At 69.9% G+C, this 26,913-nt stretch carries 23 protein-coding genes and 1 pseudogene; 13 read left to right on the plus strand and 11 right to left on the minus strand.

What is annotated here, in order from left to right; translation table 11 throughout:
- Positions 1-9 precede the first annotated feature (9 nt).
- The 4 genes from rimO to ACGFNK_RS37520 all read left to right on the plus strand — a co-directional run bounded on the left by rimO (position 10) and on the right by ACGFNK_RS37520 (position 3,239).
- Positions 10-1,482, plus strand: coding sequence for a 30S ribosomal protein S12 methylthiotransferase RimO (rimO, locus tag ACGFNK_RS37505; protein ID WP_393423333.1), 1,473 nt, complete (start codon positions 10-12; stop codon positions 1,480-1,482).
- Entirely contained in the window at positions 1,479-2,210 is a 732-nt protein-coding gene (gene pgsA, locus ACGFNK_RS37510; protein WP_393423335.1) for a CDP-diacylglycerol--glycerol-3-phosphate 3-phosphatidyltransferase, read from the plus strand. The genes rimO and pgsA overlap by 4 nt, the downstream gene beginning before the upstream one ends.
- A complete protein-coding gene (locus ACGFNK_RS37515; protein WP_393423337.1) occupies positions 2,207-2,755 on the plus strand; it encodes a CinA family protein in 549 nt (182 codons plus the stop codon). Before pgsA ends, ACGFNK_RS37515 begins: the two co-directional genes overlap by 4 nt.
- Positions 2,756-2,864: 109 nt before the next feature.
- The gene (locus ACGFNK_RS37520) at positions 2,865-3,239 is read left to right on the plus strand and encodes a helix-turn-helix domain-containing protein (RefSeq protein WP_393423339.1); all 375 of its coding nucleotides are present in this window, start codon (positions 2,865-2,867) and stop codon (positions 3,237-3,239) included.
- A 618-nt stretch (positions 3,240-3,857) separates the two neighbouring features.
- Here ACGFNK_RS37520 and ACGFNK_RS37525 read toward each other — a convergent pair.
- The 3 genes from ACGFNK_RS37525 to ACGFNK_RS37535 form a co-directional block, all read right to left on the minus strand.
- On the minus strand, positions 3,858-4,622 hold the full coding sequence (locus ACGFNK_RS37525) for an SDR family NAD(P)-dependent oxidoreductase (RefSeq protein ID WP_393423341.1): 765 nt from the start codon (positions 4,620-4,622) through the stop codon (positions 3,858-3,860).
- Positions 4,623-4,722: 100 nt separating this feature from the next.
- Positions 4,723-5,532: an Fpg/Nei family DNA glycosylase gene (locus ACGFNK_RS37530; RefSeq protein ID WP_393423343.1), complete on the minus strand. Its 810-nt coding sequence runs from the start codon at positions 5,530-5,532 to the stop codon at positions 4,723-4,725.
- 231 nt (positions 5,533-5,763) lie between these two features.
- Complete coding sequence (locus ACGFNK_RS37535; RefSeq protein ID WP_393423345.1) at positions 5,764-10,521, minus strand: ATP-dependent helicase; 4,758 nt, start codon at positions 10,519-10,521, stop codon at positions 5,764-5,766.
- A 289-nt stretch (positions 10,522-10,810) separates the two neighbouring features.
- Here ACGFNK_RS37535 and ACGFNK_RS37540 point away from each other — a divergent pair.
- The 3 genes and pseudogenes from ACGFNK_RS37540 to ACGFNK_RS37550 form a co-directional block, all read left to right on the plus strand.
- Positions 10,811-11,560, plus strand: a pseudogene (locus ACGFNK_RS37540) (AraC family transcriptional regulator); the annotation flags it as partial.
- Positions 11,561-11,673: 113 nt separating this feature from the next.
- A complete protein-coding gene (locus ACGFNK_RS37545) occupies positions 11,674-12,435 on the plus strand; it encodes an AzlC family ABC transporter permease (RefSeq protein ID WP_393423347.1) in 762 nt (253 codons plus the stop codon).
- Positions 12,432-12,740, plus strand: coding sequence for an AzlD domain-containing protein (locus tag ACGFNK_RS37550; protein WP_393423349.1), 309 nt, complete (start codon positions 12,432-12,434; stop codon positions 12,738-12,740). Before ACGFNK_RS37545 ends, ACGFNK_RS37550 begins: the two co-directional genes overlap by 4 nt.
- Before the next feature lie 98 nt (positions 12,741-12,838).
- Here the strand turns inward: ACGFNK_RS37550 and ACGFNK_RS37555 are convergent, their stop codons facing one another.
- Complete coding sequence (locus ACGFNK_RS37555; RefSeq protein WP_393423351.1) at positions 12,839-13,783, minus strand: hypothetical protein; 945 nt, start codon at positions 13,781-13,783, stop codon at positions 12,839-12,841.
- Positions 13,784-13,862: 79 nt separating this feature from the next.
- Between ACGFNK_RS37555 and ACGFNK_RS37560 the strand changes: the two genes are divergently transcribed.
- From ACGFNK_RS37560 to ACGFNK_RS37585, 6 genes are all read left to right on the plus strand, one after another.
- Entirely contained in the window at positions 13,863-14,057 is a 195-nt protein-coding gene (locus ACGFNK_RS37560; RefSeq protein ID WP_344390026.1) for a DUF3046 domain-containing protein, read from the plus strand.
- A gap of 60 nt (positions 14,058-14,117) precedes the next feature.
- Positions 14,118-15,404 (plus strand): AI-2E family transporter, encoded by a 1,287-nt coding sequence (locus ACGFNK_RS37565; RefSeq protein ID WP_393423354.1) that lies wholly within the window; start codon positions 14,118-14,120, stop codon positions 15,402-15,404.
- Between the two features lie 218 nt (positions 15,405-15,622).
- A complete protein-coding gene (recA, locus tag ACGFNK_RS37570; protein WP_393423356.1) occupies positions 15,623-16,753 on the plus strand; it encodes a recombinase RecA in 1,131 nt (376 codons plus the stop codon).
- A gap of 3 nt (positions 16,754-16,756) precedes the next feature.
- Positions 16,757-17,650, plus strand: coding sequence for a recombination regulator RecX (gene recX / locus ACGFNK_RS37575; RefSeq protein WP_393423358.1), 894 nt, complete (start codon positions 16,757-16,759; stop codon positions 17,648-17,650).
- Between the two features lie 237 nt (positions 17,651-17,887).
- Positions 17,888-18,622, plus strand: a complete 735-nt coding sequence (locus ACGFNK_RS37580) for an ArsR/SmtB family transcription factor (protein WP_393423360.1) — start codon at positions 17,888-17,890, stop codon at positions 18,620-18,622.
- Positions 18,619-21,150, plus strand: a complete 2,532-nt coding sequence (locus ACGFNK_RS37585; protein WP_393423362.1) for an FtsX-like permease family protein — start codon at positions 18,619-18,621, stop codon at positions 21,148-21,150. The genes ACGFNK_RS37580 and ACGFNK_RS37585 overlap by 4 nt, the downstream gene beginning before the upstream one ends.
- A gap of 231 nt (positions 21,151-21,381) precedes the next feature.
- On the opposite strand, the gene ACGFNK_RS37590 is transcribed toward ACGFNK_RS37585, so the two are convergent.
- The 7 genes from ACGFNK_RS37590 to ACGFNK_RS37620 form a co-directional block, all read right to left on the minus strand.
- Complete coding sequence (locus ACGFNK_RS37590; protein WP_393423586.1) at positions 21,382-21,783, minus strand: rhodanese-like domain-containing protein; 402 nt, start codon at positions 21,781-21,783, stop codon at positions 21,382-21,384.
- Positions 21,774-22,319 (minus strand): cysteine dioxygenase, encoded by a 546-nt coding sequence (locus ACGFNK_RS37595; protein ID WP_393423364.1) that lies wholly within the window; start codon positions 22,317-22,319, stop codon positions 21,774-21,776. Before ACGFNK_RS37595 ends, ACGFNK_RS37590 begins: the two co-directional genes overlap by 10 nt.
- Positions 22,320-22,398: 79 nt before the next feature.
- Positions 22,399-22,485, minus strand: a complete 87-nt coding sequence (locus tag ACGFNK_RS37600; RefSeq protein ID WP_393423588.1) for a putative leader peptide — start codon at positions 22,483-22,485, stop codon at positions 22,399-22,401.
- Between the two features lie 91 nt (positions 22,486-22,576).
- Positions 22,577-24,175 (minus strand): FAD-dependent monooxygenase, encoded by a 1,599-nt coding sequence (locus ACGFNK_RS37605; protein WP_393423366.1) that lies wholly within the window; start codon positions 24,173-24,175, stop codon positions 22,577-22,579.
- A 175-nt stretch (positions 24,176-24,350) separates the two neighbouring features.
- On the minus strand, positions 24,351-25,262 hold the full coding sequence (locus tag ACGFNK_RS37610) for an amino acid ABC transporter permease (RefSeq protein WP_393423368.1): 912 nt from the start codon (positions 25,260-25,262) through the stop codon (positions 24,351-24,353).
- Positions 25,259-25,933, minus strand: coding sequence for an amino acid ABC transporter permease (locus tag ACGFNK_RS37615; protein ID WP_393423370.1), 675 nt, complete (start codon positions 25,931-25,933; stop codon positions 25,259-25,261). Before ACGFNK_RS37615 ends, ACGFNK_RS37610 begins: the two co-directional genes overlap by 4 nt.
- Positions 25,934-26,029: 96 nt before the next feature.
- Positions 26,030-26,881, minus strand: a complete 852-nt coding sequence (locus ACGFNK_RS37620; protein ID WP_393423372.1) for a glutamate ABC transporter substrate-binding protein — start codon at positions 26,879-26,881, stop codon at positions 26,030-26,032.
- Positions 26,882-26,913 lie beyond the last annotated feature (32 nt).

The raw sequence follows: 26,913 nt of genomic DNA on the forward strand, positions 1-26,913 counted from the left end.
CTTGAGCCCATGCCTGAACGCCGTACCGTCGCACTCGTCACTCTTGGCTGCGCTCGTAACGAGGTGGACTCGGAGGAGCTCGCAGGCCGCTTGGAGGCGGACGGCTGGCATCTCGTGAAGGACGCCGAGGAAGCGGACGTCGCCGTCGTGAACACGTGCGGCTTCGTCGAAGCCGCCAAGAAGGACTCCGTCGACGCCCTCTTGGAGGCCAACGACCTCAAGGGACACGGCAGAACCCAGGCCGTCGTCGCCGTCGGCTGCATGGCCGAGCGGTACGGCAAGGAGCTCGCCGAGGCCCTCCCCGAGGCCGACGGCGTGCTGGGCTTCGACGACTACGCGGACATCTCCGACCGGCTCCAGACGATCCTGAACGGCGGGATCCACGCCGCCCACACCCCGCGGGACCGCCGCAAGCTGCTGCCGATCAGCCCTGCCGAGCGGCAGGAGTCCGCCGTCGAGGTCGCGCTTCCCGGGCACGGACCGGCCGATCTTCCGGAGGGGCTTGCTCCGTCTTCGGGCCCCCGTGCGCCGCTTCGGCGCCGTCTCGACGGTTCTCCGGTCGCCTCGGTGAAGCTGGCCTCGGGATGCGACCGCCGCTGCTCCTTCTGCGCCATCCCGTCCTTCCGCGGCTCGTTCATCTCGCGGCGGCCGTCCGACGTCCTGGGGGAGACACGCTGGCTGGCCGAGCAGGGCGTCAAAGAGATCATGCTGGTCTCCGAGAACAACACCTCGTACGGCAAGGACCTGGGCGACATCCGGCTCCTGGAGACGCTGCTGCCGGAGCTTGCCGAGGTCGACGGGATCGAGCGGGTGCGGGTCAGCTATCTGCAGCCCGCCGAGATGCGGCCCGGGCTCATCGACGTACTGACCTCGACGCCGAAAATCGCGCCTTACTTCGACCTGTCCTTCCAGCACTCGGCTCCCGGTGTGCTGCGCGCGATGCGGCGCTTCGGAGACACCGACCGGTTCCTGGAACTGCTCGACACGATCCGCGCCAGGGCCCCGCAGGCGGGCGTGCGGTCCAACTTCATCGTGGGCTTCCCCGGCGAGAGCGCGGACGACCTGGCCGAGCTGGAGCGCTTCCTGAACGGTGCGCGGCTGGACGCGATCGGCGTCTTCGGATACTCCGACGAGGAGGGCACGGAAGCGGCGACGTACGAGAACAAGCTGGACGAGGACATCGTCGCCGAGCGGCTGGCCCGGGTCTCGCGGCTCGCGGAGGAGCTTGTCTCGCAGCGGGCCGAGGAGCGCGTCGGCGAGACCGTGGAGGTGCTCGTCGAGTCGCTCGACGCCGCCGAGGGCGCGATCGGCCGTGCGGCGCATCAGGCGCCGGAGACTGACGGCCAGGTGCTGTTCACGAGCGGCGAGGGTCTGACGGTCGGCCGTATGGTCGAGGCGAAGGTGGTCGGTACGGAAGGTGTCGACTTGGTGGCCGAGCCGCTCCTGGGCTCGCTCGCAGGTCCTGAGGAGGCTGCCAGATGACGGGAGTCCCGGCATCCGCGGCGGGCGGCCCCGGCGCGCCCGGCACGCGTGGTGCTGCCGCCGGCGCCCCCGGGACGGGCGCTTCCGGTGCTCAGGGCTCGAAGTCGTCGCGCGGCGGGAAGCTGGGCGCCGTGGCCGTGAACCAGGCCAGCCTCTGGAACGTCGCGAACCTCCTGACCATGCTCCGCCTCGTCCTCGTGCCGGGCTTCGTCGCGCTGATGCTGGCCGAGGGCGGGTACGACCCCGTCTGGCGGGCCTGGGCCTGGGCCGCTTTCGCGGTTGCCATGATCACCGACATCTTCGACGGCCACCTTGCGCGTACGTACAACCTCGTCACCGACTTCGGGAAGATCGCCGACCCCATCGCCGACAAGGCGATCATGGGGGCAGCACTGATCTGTCTGTCCTCGCTCGGCGATCTGCCGTGGTGGGTGACGGGTGTCATCCTCGGGCGGGAACTGGGAATTACGCTGCTGCGTTTCCTGGTTATCCGCTACGGCGTCATTCCGGCGAGCCGCGGCGGAAAGTTGAAGACGCTCGCCCAGGGCACGGCGGTCGGGATGTACGTCCTGGCGCTGACGGGGCCATTGGCGACCCTGAGGTTCTGGGTGATGGCTGTGGCGGTCGCCCTGACCGTGGTGACCGGGCTCGACTATGTGAGACAAGCCATTGTGCTGCGACGCCAGGGTCTCGCCGAGCGGAAAGCAGCGGCAAAGGAGGCGGAATGACTGCTTCCCAAGCTGCTGAAGTGCTGAAACTACTGACAGTGAGAGGCGAGACGCTGGCTGTCGCAGAGTCCCTGACGGGTGGTCTGGTGGCAGCGGAGATCACGGCCGTGCCGGGGGCTTCCAAGGCCTTCCGCGGCTCCGTGACCTCGTATGCCACCGATGTGAAGCAGGATCTACTCGGCGTCGACGCCACCCTTCTGGAACAGCGCGGGGCGGTGGATCCGCAGGTCGCAGCCCAGATGGCGGCCGGCGTACGCAAGGTGCTCGGCGCGGATTGGGGCCTCGCGACCACCGGTGTCGCAGGTCCCGAAACCCAGGACGGGCAGCCGGTCGGCACGGTTTTCATTGCCGTCGACGGGCCTTCCGCGGAGGTCGGCGGCGGTTTTGGTGGCGGGAAAGTGGCGGCGCTGCGGTTGAACGGCGGCCGGACGGAAATCCGTATGGAGAGTGTACGGAGCGTGCTCGGGCTTCTCCTGGAGGAGCTCGAGCACGAACAGCTGGGAAATGAGCGGGCACAGGATACGGAACAGAACGGGGGGAATTGATGTTTACAGCCCTGAGTGAACACGACATCGCTCCCCGCACGGCCGCGGCGCAAGGCGGTACGGTGGGGCGAGAAGGATGCGGCTACACGGCCCGAGGAGGGAGCCACCGATGATTCTGCTCCGTCGCCTGCTTGGTGACGTGCTGCGTCGGCAGCGCCAGCGCCAGGGCCGTACTCTGCGCGAAGTCTCCTCGTCCGCCCGAGTTTCACTCGGCTATCTCTCCGAGGTGGAGCGGGGGCAGAAGGAGGCTTCCTCCGAGCTGCTCTCCGCGATCTGCGACGCGCTGGACGTACGGATGTCCGAGCTCATGCGAGAAGTGAGCGACGAACTCGCGCTCGCCGAGCTGGCCCGGTCGGCAGCGGCCACCGAGCCTGTGCCAACGCCAGTACGCCCGATGCTCAATTCCGTGTCAGTGACCGGTGTGCCACCGGAACGAGTGACGATCAAGGCGCCGACCGAGGCGGTCGACGTAGTCGCCGCCTGAACGGCTGCCGGCTTGTGGTGGCTCGTGAGCAAGCTCTCATGAGCTGAGAACCGGCTGAGAACTGTGTGAGGGCCCCGATCGGGACCTCTCCGGGGAGACCTGGAGGGGTGCGGTCGGGGTTTTTGCGTTGCTGGAGGGCGGCTGCTGGGGATTCGTATGCTCCGGAGGAGGGCCGTCGGGGCATTTGTGTTTCGATTTCATCACATTTGCACCGTTTGCCGGTGTGTCCCGGGACGGCGATGGTTGAGGGGCCGGGGGCGCTCGAAGCGGAGCGACAGCGCCTTTCGCGTGTGGGTGCGCTGGGCGCCTCGTGGGGATTGATGCGCCCTGCCGGTGGTTCACGGTCGTGGTCTAGCGTCGGTTGGCGGGTTGGAGGTGGCGCCATGGCGTGGCGAGCGATGCGAATAGGGCGGTGGGGGCTGGCTCTCGGGGGCGGGACGCTGTGGTGCTGCGGAGTGGTGCGATGGGTGTTTGCGTCGGATGTCGGGGCGTGGGAGGGGATGGTCGTGGCCGGGGGGTGGGGGTTGAGTCTGCTTCCGGTGCACTGTGTGCCGAAAGCCCGGGCCAAGGCTGACGCGAGGCTTGGGTCGCGGATCGGGGAGTAGACCGGCACTGGTGCTACCAAGGCATGGCCACGCCGCCGTTCGGGCGGAGGATCTGGCCCGTTGTGAAGGCCGAGGCGTCGCCGGCGAGATACAGGACCGCGTGCGCGATGTCCTCCGGCTCGCCGACCCGGCCCAGCGGTGACATCCGGGCCATGAATGCCTCGGTCCGCGCCTGGGACTCGTCGTCATGGCGGTCTGTCATGGGCGTGCGGATCCAGCCCGGAGCGACCGCGTTGACGCGGATGCCGTGCGCCCCCATCTCGGTCGCCAGGGTCTTCGTCAACTGGACGACGGCCGCCTTCGCCGCCCCGTAGCAGAGCAGCCCGGGCCCTCCGGTGTCGACAGCGCCCGAGGCCATGGTGACGATGCTGCCGCGTGTCCCGGACGCGATCATGGCGCGGGCCGCCTCCTGGCACGCATACAGCACGCCTTTGAAGTTGACGCCGATTACTCGGTCCAGGTCCTCGTCGCGGGTCTCCAGGACCGGACTGCTGTGCATGATCCCGGCGACGGCGGCCATCACGTCGAGACGCTCACAGGCCGCGACCGCCTGGCCGAGCCGGGCGCGGTCGGTGACGTCGAGGGCGTATGTGTGGGCCGCGCCGCCCTTGTCCTTGATCAGGGCCGCCGTCTCGTCGAGGCCCCGGTCATCGCGGTCCGCGCAGTGGACGACAGCCCCTGCCTCCGCGAGCAGCACGGCACAGGCGCGGCCGATGCCGCTCGCGGCGCCGGTGACAAAAGCGGTGCGTCCGGTGAGGTCGTACGCCGTGACGGGCATGAAGGGACCGTACGAGAGTTTCTGACGGATCGTCAATTAGTTGTACGGGATGGGGGCGGAGTGGTACGTGGACGGGTTGTACGTGCCGGGGTGCACCTCATCAGGAAGGCCTCGTCTCGGGGGCTGGGCCCGACTGGCATGTCGGGCACCAATACGTGGGACGTTCTCGGGAGCCGTCGCCCTGGTTCGCCGTACGGATAGAGGTGCGGCAGCGCAGGCAAGGGCGGGGTGTGCGGCCGTACACGTAGAGGTTCTGGTCGCGGCGGCCCGTGGTGCTGCGGGCCGGGCGGTCGCGATTGGCTTCCAGGAGTTTCTTGGCGAGGGCGGGCAGTTGGGCGGCACGTTCGGCGGGGAGGTGGCCGATGGGCAGCCATGGAGTCGCCCGGAGCAGGAAGCAGAGCTCGCTCTTGTAGACGTTGCCGATTCCGGCGAGGTTGCGCTGGTCGAGGAGGGCTTCGCCGAGCGGGCGGGCCGGGTCGCGCAGGAGGTTCTCCAGGGCCTTGTCGGGGTTCCAGTCCGGGCCCAGGAGGTCGGGGCCGAGGTGACCTACGGCCCGATGCTCGTCGGTGCTGCGGAGCAGTTCGAGTACGGGGAGCCGGTAGCCGACGGCTGTGTGCTCCGCGGTGCCGAGGATCACGCGGATCTGGTGGCCGGGACCGCCGCTCCAGCGCTCGCCGGGCGCGTACACCTTCCAGGAACCGTCCATCCGTAGGTGCGTGTGCAGCGTCAGCCCGCCCTCGATACGGGTGAGCAGGTGCTTTCCACGTGGGGTGACGTCCAGGACGGTACGCCCGGTGAGGTCGGCCGTGGCGTACTTGGGCACCCGCAGGTCGGAGCGGGTGAGCACGTGGCCCGCGAGCGCTGTGTGCAGGCGCCGGGCGGTCTGCCAGACGGTGTCTCCTTCGGGCATGGGGTCCAGGGTGGCATGGGGCGGGCGGGGGCGTCTTGGTCGGGAACGCGGGGAGGCTGGTGGCGGGCGGGGTGTGTCGGGTGGTGTGGCTGAGGACGGGACGGACGACTGGTCGCCTGGGACGGCTGGCGGTCGGCTGGGGAGGCGAGCGGGCGGCGGGGACAGGCCGGCGCGGCCTGGTGCTCCGACCTTCGTCAGGTCCGTCGGTGCGTGTTACTGCGCTGGGTGGGCTTATGCGCGCATGCGCAGGCCCCGCGGCGTCGCGTGGAAACCGGCTCCTTCCAGGAGTGTGCCGAAGGGCGACGTCAGGGCCGAGACGCCGTTCACACGCTCCACAGTGACCGTGCCGAGGGAGCCCGCACGGGCGGCTGCGGAGAGGGCCTCGGAGGCTATGCGCAGGCGTGGGTCGTTCAGCGGGGTGTCGTCCGAGGCGGAGGGCCAGGCCAGGAGGGTCTTGCCGCCGCGCTCCATGTAGAGGGTCAGCTCGCCGTCGACCAGCACGACCAGGGAACCCGCCTTGCGGCCGGGCTTGTGACCCGCGTCGGCCGGGGGGTCGGGCCAGGGGAGGGCCGCCCCATAGGCGTTTGCCGGGTCGGCGGCGGCCAGGACGATGGCACGGGTGGCGTTGCTCGGACGGGGGCGCGAGGCGGGGCCGCCGGGGAAGCCGGTGTCGGAGGGGGCGTCGGCGTAGGGGTCCTGGAAGCCGGTGTTGGCGCCCGGGAACGCCGCCTCTGGCAGATTCTCGCCTCGCTCGCGTGCGTTGGCCGCCGCGCGAAGCCGGTCCACCGCGCCGTCCATCGCGAACTGTGCGGCACCGAGCCCCTCCACCACGTAGCCCCGGCGTGCCTGCCCGCTGTCTTCGAAGGCGGACAAGATGCGGTACGTCGCCGAGAAGCCGCCCTCGACCCCTTCCGCGGCGACTGCACCCCGGGTGACCACGCCGTGCCGGTCGAGCAGGGTGCGGGCCAGGGCGTGGGCGCGCACGGTGGGGTCTGCCTCGCGGTCAGGGAGCAGTGACCAGCGGCCCGCGACGGTGGGAGGGCCGGTACGGGAGGCGGGGCGTGCTGCGGCTGTCAGGCTGCCGTACCGTCCGCGCGGCACCGTGCGCTTCGCGCGATGTGCGGTGGAACCGGCGGTGCGACCAGAGCCCAGGAGGGAGCGCATCGGGCTGAGTGTGTCATTCGTCAGCCGGCCCGACCAGGCCAGGTCCCAAAGGGCGTCGGCGAGTTGGGGGTCGGTGGCGTCGGGGTGCGTGGTGGCGCGGATCTGGTCGGCGATCTGGCGGAAGAAGAGCCCATAGCCTCCCGAGAGGGCGTCCAGGACCGACTGATGGAGCGCGGTCAGCTCCAGAGGATGCGGGGCCGGCAGCAGCAGGGGGGCCGCGTCCGCCAGATACAGCGACACCCAGCCGTCCTTGCCGGGCAGTGCGCCGGCTCCGGCCCACACCACCTCGCCCGCGGCTGTCAGCTCGTCGAGCATCGCCGGAGCGTAGTTCGCGACACGGGACGGCAGGACGAGCTTCTCGAGCGCGGAGGCGGGCACCGAGGCGCCCTGCAACTGCTCGACGGCGCGTACGAGCCCGTCGATGCCGCGCAGCCCGTGCCCGCTGCCCAGATGCTGCCACTGCGGCAGGAACTGGGCGAGTGCGGCGGGCGGCACCGGCTCCAGCTCCTGCCGCAGCGCCGCGAGCGAACGGCGCCGCAGCCGCCGCAGCACCGCCGCGTCGCACCATTCCTGGCCGATGCCGGCCGGGTGGAACTCTCCTTGTACGACACGGCCGCCCGCGGCGAGCCGCTGCAGGGCGCCCTCGGTGACCGCCGTACCGAGGCCGAAGCGTGCCGCCGCCGCGGTCGAGGTGAACGGACCGTGGGTGCGTGCGTACCGCGCGAGGAGGTCGCCGAGCGGGTCCTTGACCGGCTCGGTGAAGGCCTCGGGGACGCCGACGGGCAGCGCCGTGCCGAGCGCGTCACGCAGTCGGCCCGCGTCCTCGATCGCCGCCCAGTGGTCAGCCCCGGCGATCCGGACCCGGATGGCGCGGCGGGACGCGGCCAGCTCCGGGGCCCACTCCGGTTCGGCGCCGCGCTCGGTCAGATCCGCGTCCGTGAGGGGGCCGAGCAGGCGCAGCAGGTCCGCGACGCCTTCGGCGTCCTTGACGCGGCGGTCCTCGGTGAGCCACTGGAGTTCGCGCTCCAGCTCGGTCAGGACGTCGGCGTCCAGGAGCTCGCGCAGCTCGGCCTGGCCGAGGAGTTCGGCGAGGAGCCGAGAGTCCAGCGACAGGGCGGCGGCGCGTCGTTCGGCGAGCGGGGAGTCGCCCTCGTACAGGAACTGCGCGACGTATCCGAACAGCAGTGACCGTGCGAACGGTGACGGCTCCGGTGTCGTGACCTCGACGAGCCGCACCTTGCGGGACTCGATGTCACCCATCAGTTCCGTGAGGCCGGGCACGTCGAAGACGTCCTGGAGGCACTCGCGCACCGCCTCCAGGACGATCGGGAAGGAGCCGAACTCGCTGGCCACCTGGAGAAGTTGTGAGGCGCGCTGGCGCTGCTGCCACAGCGGGGTGCGCTTTCCGGGGCTGCGGCGCGGCAGCAGCAGGGCGCGGGCGGCGCACTCGCGGAAGCGGGACGCGAACAGGGCGGATCCGCCGACCTGGTCGGTGACGATCTGGTCGACCTCGCCCTTGTCGAAGGCGACGTCTGCCGCGCCCACAGGGGCCTGGTCCGAGTCGTACTCGGTGCCCATGGTCCTTGGTTCCTGGTCGAGCAGGTCCAAGCCCAGCAGGTCGGCGTCCGGGAGGCGCAGCACGATGCCGTCGTCGGCGTGCATGACCTGCGCCTCCATGCCGTACCGCTCGGAGAGGCGGGCGCCCAGCGCGAGGGCCCACGGGGCGTGGACCTGGGCGCCGAAGGGGGAGTGCACGACGACTCGCCAGTCGCCCAGCTCGTCGCGGAACCGCTCGACGACGATGGTGCGGTCGTCCGGGATGTGGCCGCAGGCCTCGCGCTGTTCGGCCAGGTAGGACAGGACATTGTCGGCGGCCCAGGCGTCGAGGCCGGCGGCGAGGAGCCGGAGCCGGGCGTCGTCCTTCGGCAGGGAGCCGACCTCGCGGAGGAACGCGCCCACCGCGCGGCCCAGTTCCAGCGGGCGGCCCAGCTGGTCGCCCTTCCAGAACGGCAGCCTGCCCGGCACTCCGGGCGCGGGCGAGACGAGGACGCGGTCGCGCGTGATGTCCTCGATGCGCCAGGAGCTGGTGCCGAGCGTGAAGACATCGCCGACGCGGGATTCGTAGACCATCTCCTCGTCGAGCTCGCCGACCCGTCCTCCGCCCTTCTTGGGGTCGGCGCCCGCGAGGAACACCCCGAAGAGGCCGCGGTCCGGAATCGTGCCTCCCGAGGTGACGGCGAGGCGCTGCGCGCCTGGGCGGCCGGTGACCGTCCCGGCAACGCGGTCCCAGACGACGCGTGGCCGCAACTCCGCGAAGGCGTCGGACGGATAGCGGCCCGCGAGCATGTCGAGCACCGCCGTGAACGCGGACTCCGGAAGCGATGCGAAGGGTGCGGCCCGGCGAACCGTCGCGAGCAGGTCGTCGACCTGCCAGGTGTCCAGGGCGGTCATGGCGACCAGCTGCTGGGCCAGCACGTCCAGGGGGTTGGCGGGGATACGGAGGGACTCGATGGAGCCGGTGCGCATCCGCTCGGTGACGACGGCGGCCTGGACGAGGTCCCCTCGGTACTTGGGGAAGACGACACCGGTGGAGACCGCCCCGACCTGGTGCCCCGCGCGGCCGACGCGCTGGAGACCGGAAGCCACCGACGGCGGGGACTCGACCTGCACGACGAGGTCCACCGCGCCCATGTCGATGCCCAGTTCGAGACTGGAGGTGGCGACCACCGCAGGCAGCCGGCCCGCCTTCAGGTCCTCCTCGACCAGCGCGCGCTGCTCCTTGGAAACCGAGCCGTGGTGGGCGCGCGCGATGACCGGCGGGGCGCCCTGGGCCGCGCCCGAACCGCCCATCAGCTGGGCGGGGGCATGGTGCTCCTCCATAGGCTCGCCCGTCGCCCTCTCGTACGCGATCTCGTTGAGCCGGTTGCAGAGCCGCTCCGCGAGCCGCCGGGAGTTCGCGAACACGATCGTCGAGCGGTGTGCCTGGACGAGATCGGCGATCCGCTCCTCGACATGCGGCCAGATCGACGGGCGCTCGGCACCCTCGTCGGAGTCGGCGACCGGGGAGCCCCCCAACTCGGCGAGATCCTCCACCGGAACGACCACCGACAGGTCGAACTCCTTGCCGGACGGCGGCTGGACGATCTCCGCCTTGCGGCGCGGCGAGAGATAGCGCGCCACTTCATCCACCGGACGCACCGTCGCGGACAGGCCGATGCGGCGCGCAGGCTTCGGCAGCAACTCGTCGAGCCGCTCCAGGGTCAGGGCGAGATGGGCGCCGCGCTTGGTGCCCGCGACCGCGTGCACCTCGTCCAGGATCACCGTCTCGATACCGGTCAGCGCCTCGCGTGTGGCCGAGGTGAGCATCAGGAACAGCGACTCCGGCGTCGTGATCAGGATGTCGGGCGGGCGCGTTGACAACGCGCGGCGCTCGGCGGGCGGGGTGTCGCCGGAACGGATGCCGACCTTCACCTCGGGCTCGGGCAGCCCGAGGCGCACTGCTTCCTGCTTGATGCCGGTCAGCGGGCTGCGCAGATTCCGCTCGACGTCGACCGCGAGCGCCTTGAGCGGCGACACGTACAACACCCGGCAGCGCTTCTTGGGGTCGGCCGGCGGCGGCGTCGAGGCCAGCTGGTCGAGCGCGGCGAGGAACGCGGCCAGCGTCTTGCCGGAACCGGTCGGCGCGACCACAAGCACATCCGAGCCCGCCCCGATGGCCCGCCACGCCCCGGCCTGGGCGTCGGTGGGCGCGGAGAAGGCCCCCGCGAACCAGCCGCGGGTCGCGGGCGAGAAGCCGTCGAGGGCACCATGCGCAGACCTGACCATGCCCCCATCCTGCACCCCGCCACTGACAACGGGTTTGACCTGCGAAGACGGCCTCGCGGAGGGGTTCGCGGGAGGCGCCTGGGCAGAGGCACGGGCTGTGGCGGAGGCCGGCGCAGGCCGCGGTGCGGGGCGCTGCGCGCTGCGATGAGGGAGTACGCACCGTCCGGGACCCGTCGTGACCCCGAATCGTCTCGGTTCCCGGCAGCGGGCGGGTCCGGGCCTGGCAGCAGCCACACCCGCCGCCCGAAACCCGCCGAACCCAGCCGGCGACCTGGCGCAGAATGGGGACATGGCAGGTTCGGGCGAGCGAGCACGGCACTGGCAGTACCCGGAACTGCCAGGCGTCGACCTGCTGCGCGCCCGGTACATCCGGAAGACCTTCGTCCGGCACACCCACGAGAACTTCGTCATCGCCGCCATCGCCGACGGCGTCGAGGTCTTCCACCACGGCGGCGCTGACCAGTACGCGGGACCCGGCTCCCTGGCCCTGGTCAACCCCGACACCCCGCACACCGGTCGCGCGGGCGGTCCCGAAGGCTGGCGGTACGGGGCGGTCTACCCGTCCCCCGACCTGGTGGCCGAGATCGCCGCCGAAACCACCGTGATCCGCGGCACCCCCGGATTCACCACCCCGGTGCTCGACGACCCCTACGCCGTACGCCTGGTCCACCAAGTGCTGCGTGCAACCGACGAGGGCAACGCACTCGCCGCCGACACCCTGCTGAGAGTCGCCGTCACACGGCTGCTGCGACTGAACGGCGGGCCGCTCCCGCAGCGCGCTCCGCGCACGGCGGGCGCCCGAATCGCTGCACGCGCGCGTGCCGTCCTCGAGGAACGGATGACCAACCCGCCCACCCTGGAACGGCTCGCCGCCGACCTCGGCACCAGTCCATTCGCGCTGCTGCGCGCCTTCCGGGACACCTACGGCATGCCTCCGCACGCCTGGCTGACCGACGCCCGCATACGCCGCGTACGCCACCTCCTCGACGCCGGCACCGCGCCCGCCGAAGCCGCCCACGCCGTGGGCTTCACCGACCAGCCGCACCTCAACCGCCACTTCACCCGGATCGTGGGCGTGCCGCCAGGGGCATACCAGCGCGAGCGCAAGAACGTACAAGACCCACAGGAGGGGCTCCTTCTACGGTCCAAGGCGTGGCAGAACAGACAGCTCTCGCAGACACACGTGGTGAAGACGGCGGAAAACCCGACGCCGCCGTCGTACGAGACGCCCTCGGAGTCGGGATCGCCGTCGGACTGTCCGGTTTCGCCTTCGGGGTGACCTCGGCAGGAAGCGGCCTCACCCTGCTGCAGACCTGCGCGCTCAGCCTCCTGGTGTTCACCGGCGCCTCGCAGTTCGCCCTCGTGGGAGCGCTCGCGGCCGGAGGCAACCCGTTCACCGCCGCCGCGGGCGCGTTCTTCCTTGGTGTGCGCAACGCCTTCTACGGGCTGCGTCTTTCGCAGTTGCTGGCCCTCCCACGCGCGGTGCGGCCGTTCGCTGCCCAGTGGGTCATCGACGAGACCGCGGCCGTAGCGCTCGCTCAACCCACACGACGCAGTGTGCGGATCGGCTTCACTGTCACTGGACTGACCCTCTACGTGCTGTGGAACCTCACCACGCTGCTCGGCGCATTGGGGGCCGAAGCAATCGGCGACACCAACGCATGGGGCCTGGACGCCGCCGGGCCCGCCGTCTTCCTGGCCCTGCTCGCGCCGATGCTCAAGACGACCCCGGAGCGGGCCGTCGCGGGCCTCGCGGTCGTCCTCGGCCTCGGACTCCTGCCCGTACTGCCCGCCGGTGTGCCCGTCCTGGTGGCCGCGCTCGCCGCCCCGGCTGTCCTGTGGGCGGAGGGCCGCCGCAAGGGGCGTACGACCGCTGTGAAGCCCGCGAACGACGCAGCAGGGGAGGACCGTTGAACATCTGGATCGCGATCGCCGTGACCGCCGTCGGCTGCTATGCCGTGAAGCTCATCGGTCTCCTCGTCCCCGCGGGGGTCCTGGAACGGCCGCTCGTCCAACGGCTGGCCGCCCTGCTGCCCGTCGCCCTGCTGGCCGCCCTCACGGCCCAGCAGACCTTCGCCGACGGCCGGGCCCTGGTCCTGGACGCGAAGGCCGCCGGGCTCGCGGCAGCCGCCGTGGCGCTGCTTCTGCGGGCTCCTTTCTTGCTCGTCGTCGCGGCGGCTGTGGTGGTCACGGCAGGGGTGCGGGCGATGACCGGCTGACGTACAGGGCGGCCACGCGCGCGTGGAGGCCGATTGGCGGCACGCGCGCGTATGAGGGCCGGTTTACGTACGCGCCGCCCTGGAAGCCCCCGGACACGTCAGCCGACAGGGCGCCCGTACGCCCGCAGAGTGCGCAACGCCTCGATCGTGACGATCGGACGCGCCTCCAGGGCCGTGCCCGGCGCCCACTGACGCCAACGGATCGGCCAACCGCCGTCCTCCTCCTGCGCGTCGGCCAGAAAGTCCAGCGAGCGCGCCATCTCCTCGTCGGTGAACCACGCGCGCGCGAGCGAGTCCGGTGTCTTTGCGTAGTCGTGCCCGAAGTGGTGCTCGCCCGGCGCGTAACCGGGCGCCACCGGAAACTCCTCAGACCGCTCCGGGTCCAGCGCCGCGAGCCGGTGCTCGCGCACCAGACGGCCGAGCCGGTCGGCGGCCGCCTCCGCGCGCGAACGATCGGGAGCCGAGTCCAGAAAGGCCACGGCCGCCTCGATCTCGTACGGATGCGACTTCTCCAGAGACTCCACCGCCTGCCAGCAGAAATCGGTGGCCCTGAACAGCCAGGCGTGCCACACCTCATTGCGGTGCAACAGGCCCACCACGGGCCCTGTGGCGAGGAGTTCACTGGGCGGATCGTCCACGACCGGCACGAAGGGGGCCACGGGATAGCCGCGCTGGCTGGGATGGATCGCCGGCAGCGCGCCGTCCTGCGTCGACACGGCGGTCAGATAGCGGCACACACGCTCTACCCGCTGCCCGCCGCACCGCCCGATCGAGTCCAGGACACGCAGCGCGTGCCCGGTGTGCAGGGGCTGGCTGACCGGGCCACGAAGATCGGGCTCGAGCGCGTGGCCGTATCCCTCGTCCTGATTACGGTAGGCGGCCAGCGCGGTCTCCACCGCGTCGGCATCGCCACCGAGGAAGTGGTACGCGAAACGCCGCTGCTCCAGCACGCGCGCGGTGAGCCAGACGAAGTGCTCGGCGCGGGCTAGCTGGGAGTGTGCCGGGCGCTTCGGGGGGAGTGGGGATGCTCCGGTTTCGGCCATGGTCCGACCGTAGGACGGAAAGCGTTCTCGACAAGCGGTCCCGGCTCGGCCCCACTCTCAGGGGCGGGATACTGAAGTCATGCGGTTGACGGTCTTCTGGCAGCGGATGGCGGAACACTTCGGCAAGGGGTACGCCGACACCTTCGCGCGCGATCACGTGATGTCGGAGCTCGGAGGGCGCACCGTTCACCAGGCGCTGGACGCGGGCTGGGAGGCGAAGGACGTGTGGCGTGCGGTGTGCACGGCCATGAACGTTCCGTACGAAAAGCGCTGACCGACCACGAAGATCCGAGGACCGGGACCGATTGTCGGTGGTGTGAGCGAGACTTGCACGGTGGCATCGACAGATGAGACCGCCCAGGTCGGACAGCAGGCATCCCCGCTCGGCACGACGCCGCCCACGCGACCCTCGACCGACGGCCCGACGGCGCGCGCCCGCATGCCACGCTGGCTACCGCGCGCCATGGTGCTCGCCCTCGCCCTCATCGCCTGCTTCCAGCTGGGCAGTTGGGCCTTCCACCAGCTGACCGGGCTGCTGATCAACATCCTGATCGCGTTCTTCCTGGCGCTCGCCATCGAACCCGCGGTGAGCTGGATGGCTGCGTACGGTATGCGCAGAGGACTGGCCACCGCGCTCGTGTTCTTCGCCGTGATGATCGTGAGCGCGGGCTTCGTCACACTGCTCGGCTCGATGCTCGCCGGGCAGATCGTCGACATCGTCGAGGACTTCCCGAAGTACGTCGACTCGGTGATCAGCTGGATCAACACGACCTTCCAGACGGAGCTCAGCCGCGTCGACATCCAGGACAGCCTGCTCCGCTCCGACTGGCTCCGCAGGTACGTGCAGAACAGCGCGGGCGGTGTCCTCGACGTGTCCGCCCAGGTCGTGGGCGGTCTCTTCCAGCTCCTGACGATCACACTGTTCTCGTTCTACTTCGCCGCCGACGGACCGCGACTGCGGCGCGCGCTGTGCTCCGTACTGCCGCCCGCCCGCCAGGCCGAGGTGCTGCGCGCCTGGGAGATCGCCGTCAACAAGACCGGCGGATACATCTACTCACGCGGACTGATGGCGCTGATCTCGGGCGTAGCGCACTACATCCTGCTGGAGTCCCTCGGCGTGGACTACGCGCCCGTGCTCGCCGTCTGGGTGGGTCTGGTCTCGCAGTTCATCCCCACGATCGGCACGTATCTCGCCGGCGCCCTGCCCATGCTGATCGCCTTCACAGTCGATCCCTGGTACGCGCTGTGGGTGATGGTCTTCGTCGTGATCTACCAGCAGTTCGAGAACTACATGCTGCAGCCCAAGCTGACCGCCAGGACCGTGGACGTCCACCCGGCAGTCGCCTTCGGGTCCGTCATCGCGGGCACCGCGCTGCTCGGCGCCGTCGGCGCACTGATCGCCATCCCAGCCGTCGCCACGCTGCAGGCCTTCCTGGGGGCGTATGTCAAGCGGTACGACGTCACGGACGACCCCCGGGTACACGGACACCGCAGGCGGGGCTCAGGCGCTCTCCTCGCGCGCATACGAGGCTTGGTGCGCGGGTCCGGGCAGACGGAGCCCGTGGTGGGAGAGGAAGCGGCGGAGGGAGCGCCCGGGAAAGCCATGCGGGACTCCTCGTAGGGCATCCACGCACGGGTCGCGGTTGAGGCGGGTGGTGCGCTTGACACCAAAATCGAACATCCATTCTTATGGAATCTCCGGCGGGGCTCTCGACGGCGATTTCGCGGGGAAGTGCCCGAGTTATCCACAGGCAGGACGGGCGTCGGGGCGCATTGTCAGTGGCAGGCGTTAGCGTCTTTGACGTGAAGCGATCGACTCAAGCAAATCGGGTGGAACCCATGGCAGGAACCGACCGCGAGAAGGCCCTCGAAGCCGCACTCGCACAGATTGAACGGCAGTTCGGCAAGGGCGCAGTGATGCGCATGGGCGAGCGGCCGAACGAGCCCATCGAGGTCATCCCCACCGGGTCGACCGCACTCGACGTAGCGCTCGGCGTCGGCGGCATCCCGCGCGGCCGAGTGGTGGAGGTGTACGGACCGGAGTCCTCCGGTAAGACGACCCTGACGCTGCACGCGGTGGCGAACGCGCAGAAGGCCGGCGGTCAGGTGGCGTTCGTGGACGCGGAGCACGCCCTCGACCCCGAGTACGCGAAGAAGCTCGGCGTCGACATCGACAACCTGATCCTGTCCCAGCCGGACAACGGCGAGCAGGCCCTGGAAATCGTGGACATGTTGGTCCGCTCCGGCGCCCTCGACCTCATCGTCATCGACTCCGTCGCCGCCCTCGTGCCGCGCGCGGAGATCGAGGGCGAGATGGGTGACTCGCACGTGGGTCTGCAGGCCCGCCTGATGAGCCAGGCCCTCCGGAAGATCACCAGCGCACTCAACCAGTCCAAGACCACCGCGATCTTCATCAACCAGTTGCGCGAGAAGATCGGCGTGATGTTCGGCTCCCCGGAGACCACGACCGGTGGCCGGGCGCTGAAGTTCTACGCCTCGGTGCGCATGGACATCCGCCGCATCGAGACCCTGAAGGACGGTACGGACGCGGTCGGTAACCGCACCCGTGTCAAGGTCGTCAAGAACAAGGTTGCACCGCCCTTCAAGCAGGCCGAGTTCGACATCCTCTACGGACAGGGCATCAGCCGCGAGGGCGGCCTGATCGACATGGGCGTGGAGCACGGCTTCGTCCGCAAGGCCGGCGCCTGGTACACGTACGAGGGCGACCAGCTCGGCCAGGGCAAGGAGAACGCTCGTAACTTCCTGAAGGACAACCCCGACCTCGCCAACGAGATCGAGAAGAAGATCAAGGAGAAGCTGGGCGTCGGCGTGAAGCTGAAGCCGGAGGAGCCGACGGTCGAGCCGGGCGCGGACGCGGCGGTCGCGGCAGTCCCGGGCGAGGCCGCGAAGGCGGTGCCCGCTCCGGCGGCCAAGGCCACCAAGTCGAAGGCCGCGGCGGCCAAGAGCTGATCCATGACGCGACGAACCGACTGGGCCGAGTACGTCTATCCCGGTGCCCCGGAGGTGCAGGGGCATCGAGGTGGCGTCGGCTCCATCGGAGACGACGACAGGGCGAACGGCGGTGACGGGCCGGACGGCACCGGCGCATTGGGTGCCGAGGGGGCGTACAGAAGTGATCCGGACGGTGATGGCGGACCGGACGGTGGCCCGCGCCGTGGTGACGGTCCGCCCCCTGCCGACGGTTTGGGGCGGGGTGACTGTGCGCCAAGCAGCGGTGTAAGTCGGGGCGGTGGCCGTGATGGACGGTCTCGTGGCCGCCGGAGGCGCGGCTTCGGAGAGTCGTCCGGCGGCTCGAAGGACGGAGGCACCCCTTCCTCGTCGAGGGCCGAGGCGGGGGAGCCTTCAGGGGACCCGGCTGAGCGGGCGCGGGCCATCTGCCTGCGTCTGCTCACCGGGACTCCGCGCACGCGAAAGCAACTCGCGGACGCGCTGCGCAAGCGCGAGATCCCGGACGATGTGGCGGATGAGGTGCTGTCCCGCTTCGAAGAGGTCGGCCTGATCAACGACAGCGCCTTCGCGGATGCCTGGGTGGAGTCCCGGCACCACGGCCGGGGCCTGGCCCGGCGGGCGCTGGCACAGGAGCTGCGGACCAAGGGTGTGGACTCGACGCTGATCGACGAGGCGGTCGGACAGCTCGACTCCGAGCAGGAGGAGGCGACGGCGCGGGAGCTAGTGGCACGCAAGCTCCGCTCCACCCGAGGCCTCGACCGCGACAAGCGGCTACGGCGCCTCGCGGGCATGCTCGCCCGCAAGGGTTACTCCGAGGGCATGGCGCTCAGAGTGGTCCGGCAGGCGCTGGAGGAAGAGGGGGAGGACACGGAGGGGTTGGGGGACGAGGGGGCCTGATCCAGAGGTCCCTCGTGGCTGCAAGGCGCACTCTGGCTGCCGGGTAGCAGCTGGCCCTTCGCGGGTCCTGAGCACGGTAGACGCGCGGGGGCGCCGATCGCGTTCAGGGCTTGACGCTCGTCCGGACCCGTGAGCTCCACGGCCCAACTCTTCGCCTGTCAGGTGGGGTTAACCCCCCGCTGAAGACGCTGGGCCGCCGCAATGCACAGATACCTGTGCACAGGCGACTGTGTACGCATGCCCCAGGAACCCGGCGACACAGACCCCGCAGAACAAGGGCCTGCCCCTACCGGCCCCTCGACGGCGCCGTCCGCCCCCATCGAGCTCACCGACCTCGCCGCCCTCAAAGCTCTCGCACAACCCCGGCGGCAGCGAATGCTGCAGCACCTCACGGTGCACGGCCCCGCCACGTCCGCGACGCTCGCCCGGGCCCTCGGCCTCAACACTGGAGCCACCAGCTACCACCTTCGCGAACTCGCCCGCTACGGCTTCGTCGAGGAGACCGAAGTGGCAGACGGAGGCATCGGCCAGGGCCGGGAGCGCTGGTGGCGGGCTGTCCCCGGCGACCGCCGATTCCCGCCCCGCAACCGCCAGAGTCCCGAAATGCGGCTCGTCATGGACGAGTTGAACCATCACGCGTACGCCGCCGACCTCGAACTCTTCGAGCAGCTCCAGCGGGACGCGACCGACGACCCGTGGGCGGATGCCTTCCCGTACTCACGCGGCACGATCCGGCTGACGCTCCCCGAACTACGCGCATTCTTCGAGGAGTACATCGCGCTCCTCAACCGCTATAAGCGCCCGGAAGCCGACACACCGCCCGGCGCGCGCATGGTGCTCACCCGGTTCCTCGCCTTCCCCGCCCAGGCCGATGCGCCGGGAGCCGACCGGTCCGATGCTCTGGACGACTCCCGGATCGACGCCACGGGCGACTCCACGCCCGACAACAGAAAAGAGACCGAGACCTCATGATGCTGCGCTACGCCCTGCAGACCGTCCGGGACCGCACAGCCGGTTTCCTCGGGGCCTTCGTCGCCCTGATGTGCGCGGCCGCTCTCATCACCGCCTGCGGCACCCTCCTGGAAACCGGGCTGCGCGGCACCATCGGCACCGAGCGCTATGCCGCCGCCCCGGTCGTGGTCTCCGCCGACCAGAACGTCCACCAGACCACCGTCAAGCGCAAGAAGGGCAAGACGAAGACCAAGCACAAGGCCAAGCCGATCGCCGAGCGGGCCTGGCTGTCGGAGGACCTCGCCGCACAACTCGACAAAGCTCCGGGCGTCGCCAGGGTTATCCCCGAGCTCACCTTCTTAGCCCAGCCGTTGACGCCTGCGGGCACTGGCGAAAGGACCCCCTACGGCCACGCCTGGGACTCCGCCGCCCTCACCCCGTACACCCTGACCGCCGGCACCCCTCCCAGGGCACAGAGCGATCTGGTCGTCGACCGTTACCTCGCCGACCGCGCCGACCTCAAGGTCGGTGACCACCTCACCGTCCAGTCCACCCAGAGCCCGCGCGCGTACCGGATCACTGGAATCGCTGCGCCCACCGGCGACGACGTACGCCACCAGACGTCCCTCTTCTTCTCCACCGCCGAGGCCCGGCGCCTTGCCGCGCACCCCGGGCAGGTCACAGCGTTCGGCGTGATCCCGGCTCAGGGCACGGACCCGGCTGCCCTCAAGGTGTCCGTAGCCAAGGTGCTGCACGGCACCACCGCGAAGATCAGCGCGGGCGACGAGCGCGGCCCCGTCGAGTTTCTGGACGCCGCCACCGCCCGCACCAAGCTGATCAGCATGGGCGGGGCGATGGGAGGTACCTCCCTGCTTGTCGCTGTACTCGTGGTCGTCGGCACCTTCGCGCTCTCGGTGCAGCAGCGCCACCGCGAACTCGCTCTGCTGCGCGCCATCGCCGCCACACCGGGGCAGATCCGCAAGCTGCTCGGCCGTGAAGCCCTGCTCGTCGGCGCGGGTGCCGGAGTCGCCGGAGCACTCATGGGACTGCCTCTCGGCAGTTGGCTGTACGGCAGGTTCGTCGCCATGGGAGCCGTCCCGGCCACGCTTCAGCACACGGTCAGTGTCTTCCCGCTGTTCGCAGCGGTCGCCGCGACCCTGTTCGGAGCCTGGGCGGCGGCCCGTATCTCCTCACGCCGCATCACCCGCATTCGCCCGGCGGAGGCGCTTGCCGAGGCCAGGGTCGAGCGCACCCGGCCCGCATGGGGACGCCTTCTCGCAGGATTCGCATTGCTCGCCGGAGGCACGGTCTTGGTCGCCGTACTCAGTGTCCTGCGCACCGAGCCGGCCTCGACTCCCGTGACGTTCCTGGCCGTTGTGGTCCTCTCCACGTCCGTGGCGCTGTTGGGTCCGCTCCTGGTGAGGGCCGCTGCGGCAATCCTGGGCGGCCCGCTGCGGCTGACCGGTCCCGGCGGCAGGCTCGCCAAGGCCAACCTCCGCGGCAACGCCGCCCGCATGGCCTCCGTCGTCACGCCGCTCACCCTCCTCATCGGAATGACCTGCACCGTGCTCTTCGTCCAACCGACCCTCGGCAACGCCGCCCGCGCCCAGGCCCGCGAGGGCATACGTGCCGACTGGGTGCTCGCCGCGCAGGGCCCCGGCGTCCCGGCGCAGGCCGCACAGCAGCTGCGTACGAACGACGACGTCGCCACCGAAGTCGTCCGCACAACCGTCCGGGTCGGCCTCGACAAGTACGCGGCACAGGGCGTCACGCCCGCCGGCCTCACCCGCACGTGGGACCCCGACGTCACCGCGGGCTCCGTCGCGAAGCTCACGAGCGACACCGTCGCCGTCAGCGAACTCGCCGCGGACCAGCTCCACTTGAAGCCAGGCAGCACGCTCAAGCTCACTCTCGGCGACGGCAAACCCGTCACGCTCACTGTCGTCGCCGTCTACGCCAAAGGCCTGGGCTTCGGTGACCTCACCATGGCCCACGAACTGGTCGCCCGCCACGTCGACAACCCACTCGCGGCCACGGTCCTCGTCTCCACCACCCGCTCACAGGAAGAACTCGCGGCCGGCGTCCGGAAGTTCCCGGGCGTCCAGGTTCTCTCGCCGGACACCGCGGACTCCCTGCAGGCCGAGCGCCAGCAGGCGAACGCCGAGGTCAACTATGTCGCCATGGGGCTCGTCCTGGCCTTCACTGCCATCGCTGTCATCAACACGCTGGCCATGTCGGTCTCCGAGCGCGTCCGAGAGTTCGCGATGCTCCGCCTCGCGGGAGCCACCCGCCGCCAAGTGCTGCGGATGCTGCGCACCGAGGCGCTGTCGGTCCTGCTCCTGGCTGCAGCTCTCGGCAGCGGCATCGCGCTCGCCGTGCTGACGGCCTTCAGCGTGGGTATGACCGGCAGCGCGGCACCAGCGGTCACACCCCTGGTGTACGTCGCGGTGGTCGGGGTGGCCGGACTTCTGGCCCTCGTCGCGACCGCCCTGCCGGGGCGAGCCGCGCTGATGCCCTTGCCCGTCACGGTGGCGACGGCCAAGGAGTAAGGAACGGACGCAATGGTGGGGACCCCTTACATGAAGGGGCCCCCACCGCTACATATGCCCAAGTAGCCGGGTACGCACGCCATTCACGTTACTCACGCGACGTACGGACGCGCGCTCGCCCTGTACTCCGTAACCGCCGCGTCCGGTCCCCCGCCACCCGCCGCCCGCCGCGCGCCAATGCGCCTGGAACTCCGAAAGCGGCGCTTGGAGTCCCGACAGCCAAGACGTCACCTAAGACGTCACCGGAAGCCCAGACGCCCGCCACGCTTGGAAGCCCCCCACCAGATCCGTAGCCCGGCGCAGCCCCAACTGCCGCAGTGACGCGGCAGCGAGGCTCGACGCGTAGCCCTCGTTGCAGACCACCACGACCCATAGATCATGACTCGTGGCCTCGGGGGCGCGATGGCTGCCCTGTGGGTCGAGTCGCCACTCCAGTTCGTTGCGCTCGACGACGAGGGCGCCGGGGATCAGGCCGTCGCGGTCGCGCAGAGCGGCATAGCGGATGTCGACCAGTAGAGCCTCGCCGGCCTGCGCGGCATGGTAGGCATCCGCAGGCTCTACACGGTCGAGGTCCGAGCGGACGCGCTCGAGCAACTCGTCGATTCCCAGGGGTCGTTCGGTGCTCACTGCCAGTCCTCCGGCCGTTCGACCTGCTCCAGGCGCATGACCTGGCCGGTACGGCTGTAGCGGCGGATCCGGGGCAGCGGCGGGTAGTAGGCGTGGACGGAGATCGCGTGCTGCTCGGTGGACTCGTTGAGTACCTCGTGCACATGGTTGCGACCGAAAGCGCGTCCCTTGCCGGCCGGCAGTCGTCGTTCCTGGTCGATTCCCTCGGTGAGTTCCAGGGTCTTCCAGCCGTCGGTGGGCAGCCGGGCCGTGAGCGAGTTCTCCTTGAGCTCGCCCGACGCCGTGAGGAAGGCCCCGACCGACTCGGCGTGGTCGTGCCAGCCCGTGCCGGTGCCGGGCGGCCATCCGATGAGCCAGGCCTCGCTGCCGCCGGGGCCTTCCAGACGCACCCAGGTACGGCCCTCAGGGTCGAGCGGGAGTGAGGCGATCAGCTCAGGGTCGGTGGCCGTTTGCCGGACGAAGTCGAGCAGGTCGGCCTGGGTGGGGGTGGTGCGAGTGGGCGTGCTGTCAGTGGGTGCGGAGACAGAGGGTGACACAGACACGGGTACCGTCCTGATGAGTGTTCGCGCGGGGGCGCGGGCCGAGCAGTGGGTGGCGCGCGCGGGTGACTGGGATGCGAATTCAGCAGGACGAGTGACACACGCAGCCCGCATAGCGGATGAGGTCCATATGGACCCTCCGCCACAGGTGCACACAGGTGTCTGTCACGAGCCGGAGTACACCATGGCGGTGCGGGCCGGTCAACTCGGGGTCGCTGTATGGACAAGGGGCTCGGTGGCACCCTGTGGACAGGGGCGGCTCAGCTCGTTCCCGCCGGGGCCTCGGCCGTGGCCCGTGGTCTGCCCAGCGTCGCCTCGGCGGCCTCGTACAGATCGGCCGGGCGCACCCCGCTCAGCGCCGTGACCAGGTGTCCGTCGGGGCGGATCAGCAGCACGGTGTGTGCGGCGGCGCCGGGATAAGCCTCCGCGACGAGCAGTTCGGCGGGGTGCGGCAGCGCCGTCACGGCGGCCGCGAGGCGAGGCATGATCCCGGCCGTCATCCAGTGCTTGCGCTCCCACACACCCGTACCCGGCGCGATCAACAGCACGAGGAGCACGTCACGACCCAGCCGATCCCGCAGTTGCACGAACGAACCGTCCTCCGCCGTCACCCGTACATCGACGACCGGAGCACCCGCCTCCGTGGCGACCTCGGCCGCCGACTCGGTGCGTGGAGGCGTGAGGGGCGAATCGGCGTACGCCCCCGGCGCGCCCAGCGGGCCGCGTCCGAGGTGACCGTCTGTGAGCAGCGCATCGTGGCCGCGGGCCGAGCCGGGCACGACGGAGCGCAGGCCTCCGCCGGCGCGCAGCAGCGGAAGCGACTGGTCGGCCGCGCGGAGCCGGGCGGCAACGACGGCGCGCCGTTCCACCTGGTAGCTGTCGAGCAGCGCCTCATGCGGACCGTGGTGCCAGGCGAGGGCCAGCTTCCATGCGAGGTTGTCGGCGTCCCGCAGGCCTTCGTCGAGCCCTTGGGCGCCCAGCGCGCCCAACAGATGTGCGGCGTCTCCGGCGAGGAAGACCCGGCCGACCCGCCACCGGCGGGCCAGGCGGTGGTGGACGATGTGGACTCCGGTGTCGAGCAGTTCGTACGGAGGTGTGGAGCCCCCGCTCCAGCCCGCGAGGGTCTCCCGGACGCGCGCCACCAGCAGGTCGGGAGTGACCAGGTCCTTCCCCGGCGGCAGCAACCAGTCCAGCCGCCACACGCCGTCGGCGAGGGGACGCCCGGTCACCTCCCCGGCCGAAGGCCCCGACGTCCGCCACGGCGGCATCCGGTGCAACAACGCCTCACCGGGCCACGGAAGTTCCGTCCGCAGGGCCGCGACGGCGTGCCGCTCCACGGCCGTACGTCCCGCGAAGCGGATGTCCTGAAGCTTGCGCACGGTCGAGCGCGGACCGTCGCAGCCGATCAGGTAACTGCCGCGCCACCACGTGCCCTTGGGGCCGCGGGTGTGCGCCGTCACGCCCGCCTTCTCCTGCTCTATCGAGTCGAGGCGGTTCTCCACGGCGACCTTGATCAGGCGCTCGCCCGCGATCGCGTCCCGCAGGGCGGCCGTCAGCACGTGCTGGGCGATGTGCAGCGGAGCGGGTTCGTCGTCGCCGAACGTGATCTGCTGCATCACCTGCTTGCGCCGCATCGACCGCCATCCGGCCCAACGGAATCCGGCCTCGGCGATCGGGATTCCAGCGAGCCGCTCCATGAGCGCGGCAGTGTCCTCGCGCAGTACGACGGTTCGTGCAAGCCGCTGCTCGTCCTTACCCGGTCCCTCGTCCAGAACGACGGAAGGCACCTCCTGACGCGCCAGGGCCAACGCCAGCGTGAGCCCGACGGGCCCCGCTCCGACAATGATCACCGGGTCCACGGCGTGGCTCCCCCTGCCCGGAGCGGTGTCCTGAGTGTCTTATCGGGACTTGCAGGTGGAGCGGGGTGCGCGATCACAGAACGTATGCAACCTATTGCCGGTGTTTGCGTCAAGTGACAGAGGCAGTGGCGATCACGCCACTGCCTCCGTACGGGTCACGCTCTTTGACTCTCCATCAGATTCCGCCGCCGCCAGCACCGGTCGCCGCCGTGCCCCCCACCTCGCCGGCGTTGATGTCGTCCACGTTGTCGGCCCCGAGGACCGCACCCGTGCTCTTCTTGCTGCGCCGCAGCCTCTTCTCCAGCCAGCTCGCGAAGCTGGTGAGGATGAAGTTGAGCACGATGTAGATGACCGCCACCACGACGAAGCTTTGAACGACGTTGCCGTAGTTGGCAGCAAGAGTGCCGCGCGTGTTGAGCAGCTCGGTGAACCCGATCATCACGCCGCCCAGTGCGGTGTCCTTCACGATGACCACGAGTTGGCTGACGATGGCCGGCAGCATGGCCGTGACGGCCTGCGGCAGCAGGACGTTGGTCATGGTCTGGCCCTTGCGCAGGCCGATGGCCATCGCGGCCTCCGACTGGCCCTTGGGCAGGGACAGAATGCCCGCCCGTACGATCTCGGCGAGGACGGACGCGTTGTAGAGCACCAGGCCGGTGACGACCGCGTAGAGGGGCCGCTGTTCGCTGGTGACGTTCGTGTAGCGGTCGTAGAACTCGTTGGCGAACAGCATCAGAAGCAGTACCGGGATCGCCCGGAAGAACTCGACCACCACGCCGGCCGAACCCCGCACCCACCGGTGGTCGGAGAGGCGCGAGATACCGAAGACCGCGCCCAGCGGAAGAGCGATCAGCATGGCCAGTGCCGCGGCCCTCAGCGTGTCGCCGAGGCCCGGCAGCAGATATGTCGTCCAGGCCTGGGACTCCGTGAACGGTTTCCACAGGGCCCACGTCAGCTGGCCCTTGTCGTCCATGGTCTGCCAGACCCACCACAGGAGCAGGGCGAGCAGGACGAAGAAGACCACCGAGAGGAGCACGTTGCGCCGCTTGGCGCGGGGCCCCGGAGTGTCGTAGAGAACGGAGCTCATCGCTTCACCGCCAGTCGCTTGCTCAGCCAGCCGAAGAAGAGGCCGGTCGGGAGGGTCAGTACCACGAACCCGAATGCGAAGACGGCGCCGATGAGCAGCGTCTGAGCCTCGTTCTCGATCATTTCCTTCATCAGGAGGGCAGCCTCGGCCACGCCGATCGCGGCCGCCACGGTCGTGTTCTTGGTCAGGGCGATAAGCACGTTGGCCAGCGGGCCGATCACCGAACGGAAGGCCTGCGGCAGGACGATGAGCCGGAGGGTCTGAGTGAAGTTCAGTCCGATGGCACGGGCCGCCTCGGCCTGTCCGAGCGGCACCGTGTTGATGCCGGAGCGGATCGCCTCACAGACGAAGGCCGCGGTGTAGGCGACGAGACCGAGGACCGCCAGGCGGAACCCTCGGACGTCGAATTCGGACGCGCCCATCGTCACGCCGAAGATGTCGGAGAGGCCGAGCGAGGTGAAGACGATGATGACGGTGAGGGGGATGTTCCGGACGATGTTGACGTAGGCCGTGCCGAAACCGCGCATGAGCGGCACCGGGCTGACCCGCATCGCGGCCAGGATGGTGCCCCAGACCAGGGAGCCGACGCCAGAGAAGACGGTGAGCTGTACCGTCGTCCAGAAGGCGCCCAACAGGCTCGGGTCGTCATACTCTGAAAGAAAGTCGAACACGATTTCCCGCGCTTCCGGGTGTGTGTCGTACGTGGACAGCGCGGCGTGCCGCCGCCTTGATCGCAATCGGCGACGGCACGCCAGTGAACCCTCGCGCTACTTGACGATCTGGCCGATCTTCGGCGCGGGCTCGTTCTTGTAGTTGGCCGGACCGAAGTTGTCCGTGACCGCCTTGTCCCAGGCCTTTTCGCTGACCATCTTCTCCAGGGCGGCGTTGATCTTGTTGAGGGTCTCGGTGTCACCCTTCTTCACGCCGATGCCGTAGTTCTCGTTGCTCAGCTTGAGGCCGGCGAGCTTGAACTGGCCCTTGTACTGCTCCTGCGCGGCGAAGCCGGCGAGGATCGAGTCATCCGTGGTCAACGCGTCCACGGCGCCGCTCTGCAGAGCGGCGATGCACTCCGAGTAGCCGCTCCTCTCGGTGAGGTTGGCCTCCGGGGCGAAGTCGTTCTTGACGTTCTGCGCCGAGGTGGAGCCCGTCACCGAGCACAGGTTCTTGTCATTGAGGTCCGTGGCTTTGGTGATGTCCGAGTCGGCCTTGACCAACAGGTCCTGGTGGGCCAGCAGGTAGGGGCCGGCGAAGTCGACCGACTTCTTGCGCTCGTCGTTGATCGAGTAGGTGGCCGCGATGAACTTCACGTCACCGCGCTTCAGTGCGTTCTCCCGGTCGGGGGTCTTGGTCTCGACGAACTCGATCTGGTCGGCGTCGTAGCCGAGTTCCTTGGCCACGTACGTCGCCACGTCCACGTCGAAGCCGGAGAAGGATCCGTCCGGCTCCTTCAGGCCCAGACCGGGCTGGTCGTACTTGATGCCGATCTTGATCTTGTCGCCGCCGCCCGAGCCCGACCCCGAGTCGGCGCTGTCGCTTTTGCCGTCTCCACCACAGGCCGTCGCGGTAAGGGAGAGGACGAGCGCAGTGGCCGCCGCGGCGGTGACCTTGCGAAGCTTCATGGTGAACATCCTTTGGGTGGTGAAGAGAATGC

It is taken from the genome of Streptomyces sp. NPDC048825, from assembly GCF_043198355.1.
In the GTDB taxonomy this organism is placed as follows: Bacteria; Actinomycetota; Actinomycetes; order Streptomycetales; family Streptomycetaceae; genus Streptomyces; species Streptomyces xiangluensis.

What these genes read in the sequence shown, in the direction of transcription:
- ACGFNK_RS37515 (WP_393423337.1), top strand. Translation starts at nt 2,207, where the DNA reads ATGACTGCTTCCCAAGCTGCTGAAGTGCTGAAACTACTGACAGTGAGA.
- ACGFNK_RS37555 (WP_393423351.1), bottom strand. Translation starts at nt 13,783, where the DNA reads ATGGCCGAAACCGGAGCATCCCCACTCCCCCCGAAGCGCCCGGCACAC.
- ACGFNK_RS37535 (WP_393423345.1), bottom strand. Translation starts at nt 10,521, where the DNA reads ATGGTCAGGTCTGCGCATGGTGCCCTCGACGGCTTCTCGCCCGCGACC.
- ACGFNK_RS37610 (WP_393423368.1), bottom strand. Translation starts at nt 25,262, where the DNA reads ATGAGCTCCGTTCTCTACGACACTCCGGGGCCCCGCGCCAAGCGGCGC.
- ACGFNK_RS37585 (WP_393423362.1), top strand. Translation starts at nt 18,619, where the DNA reads ATGATGCTGCGCTACGCCCTGCAGACCGTCCGGGACCGCACAGCCGGT.
- ACGFNK_RS37520 (WP_393423339.1), top strand. Translation starts at nt 2,865, where the DNA reads ATGATTCTGCTCCGTCGCCTGCTTGGTGACGTGCTGCGTCGGCAGCGC.
- pgsA (WP_393423335.1), top strand. Translation starts at nt 1,479, where the DNA reads ATGACGGGAGTCCCGGCATCCGCGGCGGGCGGCCCCGGCGCGCCCGGC.
- recA (WP_393423356.1), top strand. Translation starts at nt 15,623, where the DNA reads ATGGCAGGAACCGACCGCGAGAAGGCCCTCGAAGCCGCACTCGCACAG.
- rimO (WP_393423333.1), top strand. Translation starts at nt 10, where the DNA reads ATGCCTGAACGCCGTACCGTCGCACTCGTCACTCTTGGCTGCGCTCGT.
- ACGFNK_RS37530 (WP_393423343.1), bottom strand. Translation starts at nt 5,532, where the DNA reads ATGCCCGAAGGAGACACCGTCTGGCAGACCGCCCGGCGCCTGCACACA.
- ACGFNK_RS37560 (WP_344390026.1), top strand. Translation starts at nt 13,863, where the DNA reads ATGCGGTTGACGGTCTTCTGGCAGCGGATGGCGGAACACTTCGGCAAG.
- ACGFNK_RS37525 (WP_393423341.1), bottom strand. Translation starts at nt 4,622, where the DNA reads ATGCCCGTCACGGCGTACGACCTCACCGGACGCACCGCTTTTGTCACC.
- ACGFNK_RS37620 (WP_393423372.1), bottom strand. Translation starts at nt 26,881, where the DNA reads ATGAAGCTTCGCAAGGTCACCGCCGCGGCGGCCACTGCGCTCGTCCTC.
- ACGFNK_RS37580 (WP_393423360.1), top strand. Translation starts at nt 17,888, where the DNA reads ATGCCCCAGGAACCCGGCGACACAGACCCCGCAGAACAAGGGCCTGCC.
- recX (WP_393423358.1), top strand. Translation starts at nt 16,757, where the DNA reads ATGACGCGACGAACCGACTGGGCCGAGTACGTCTATCCCGGTGCCCCG.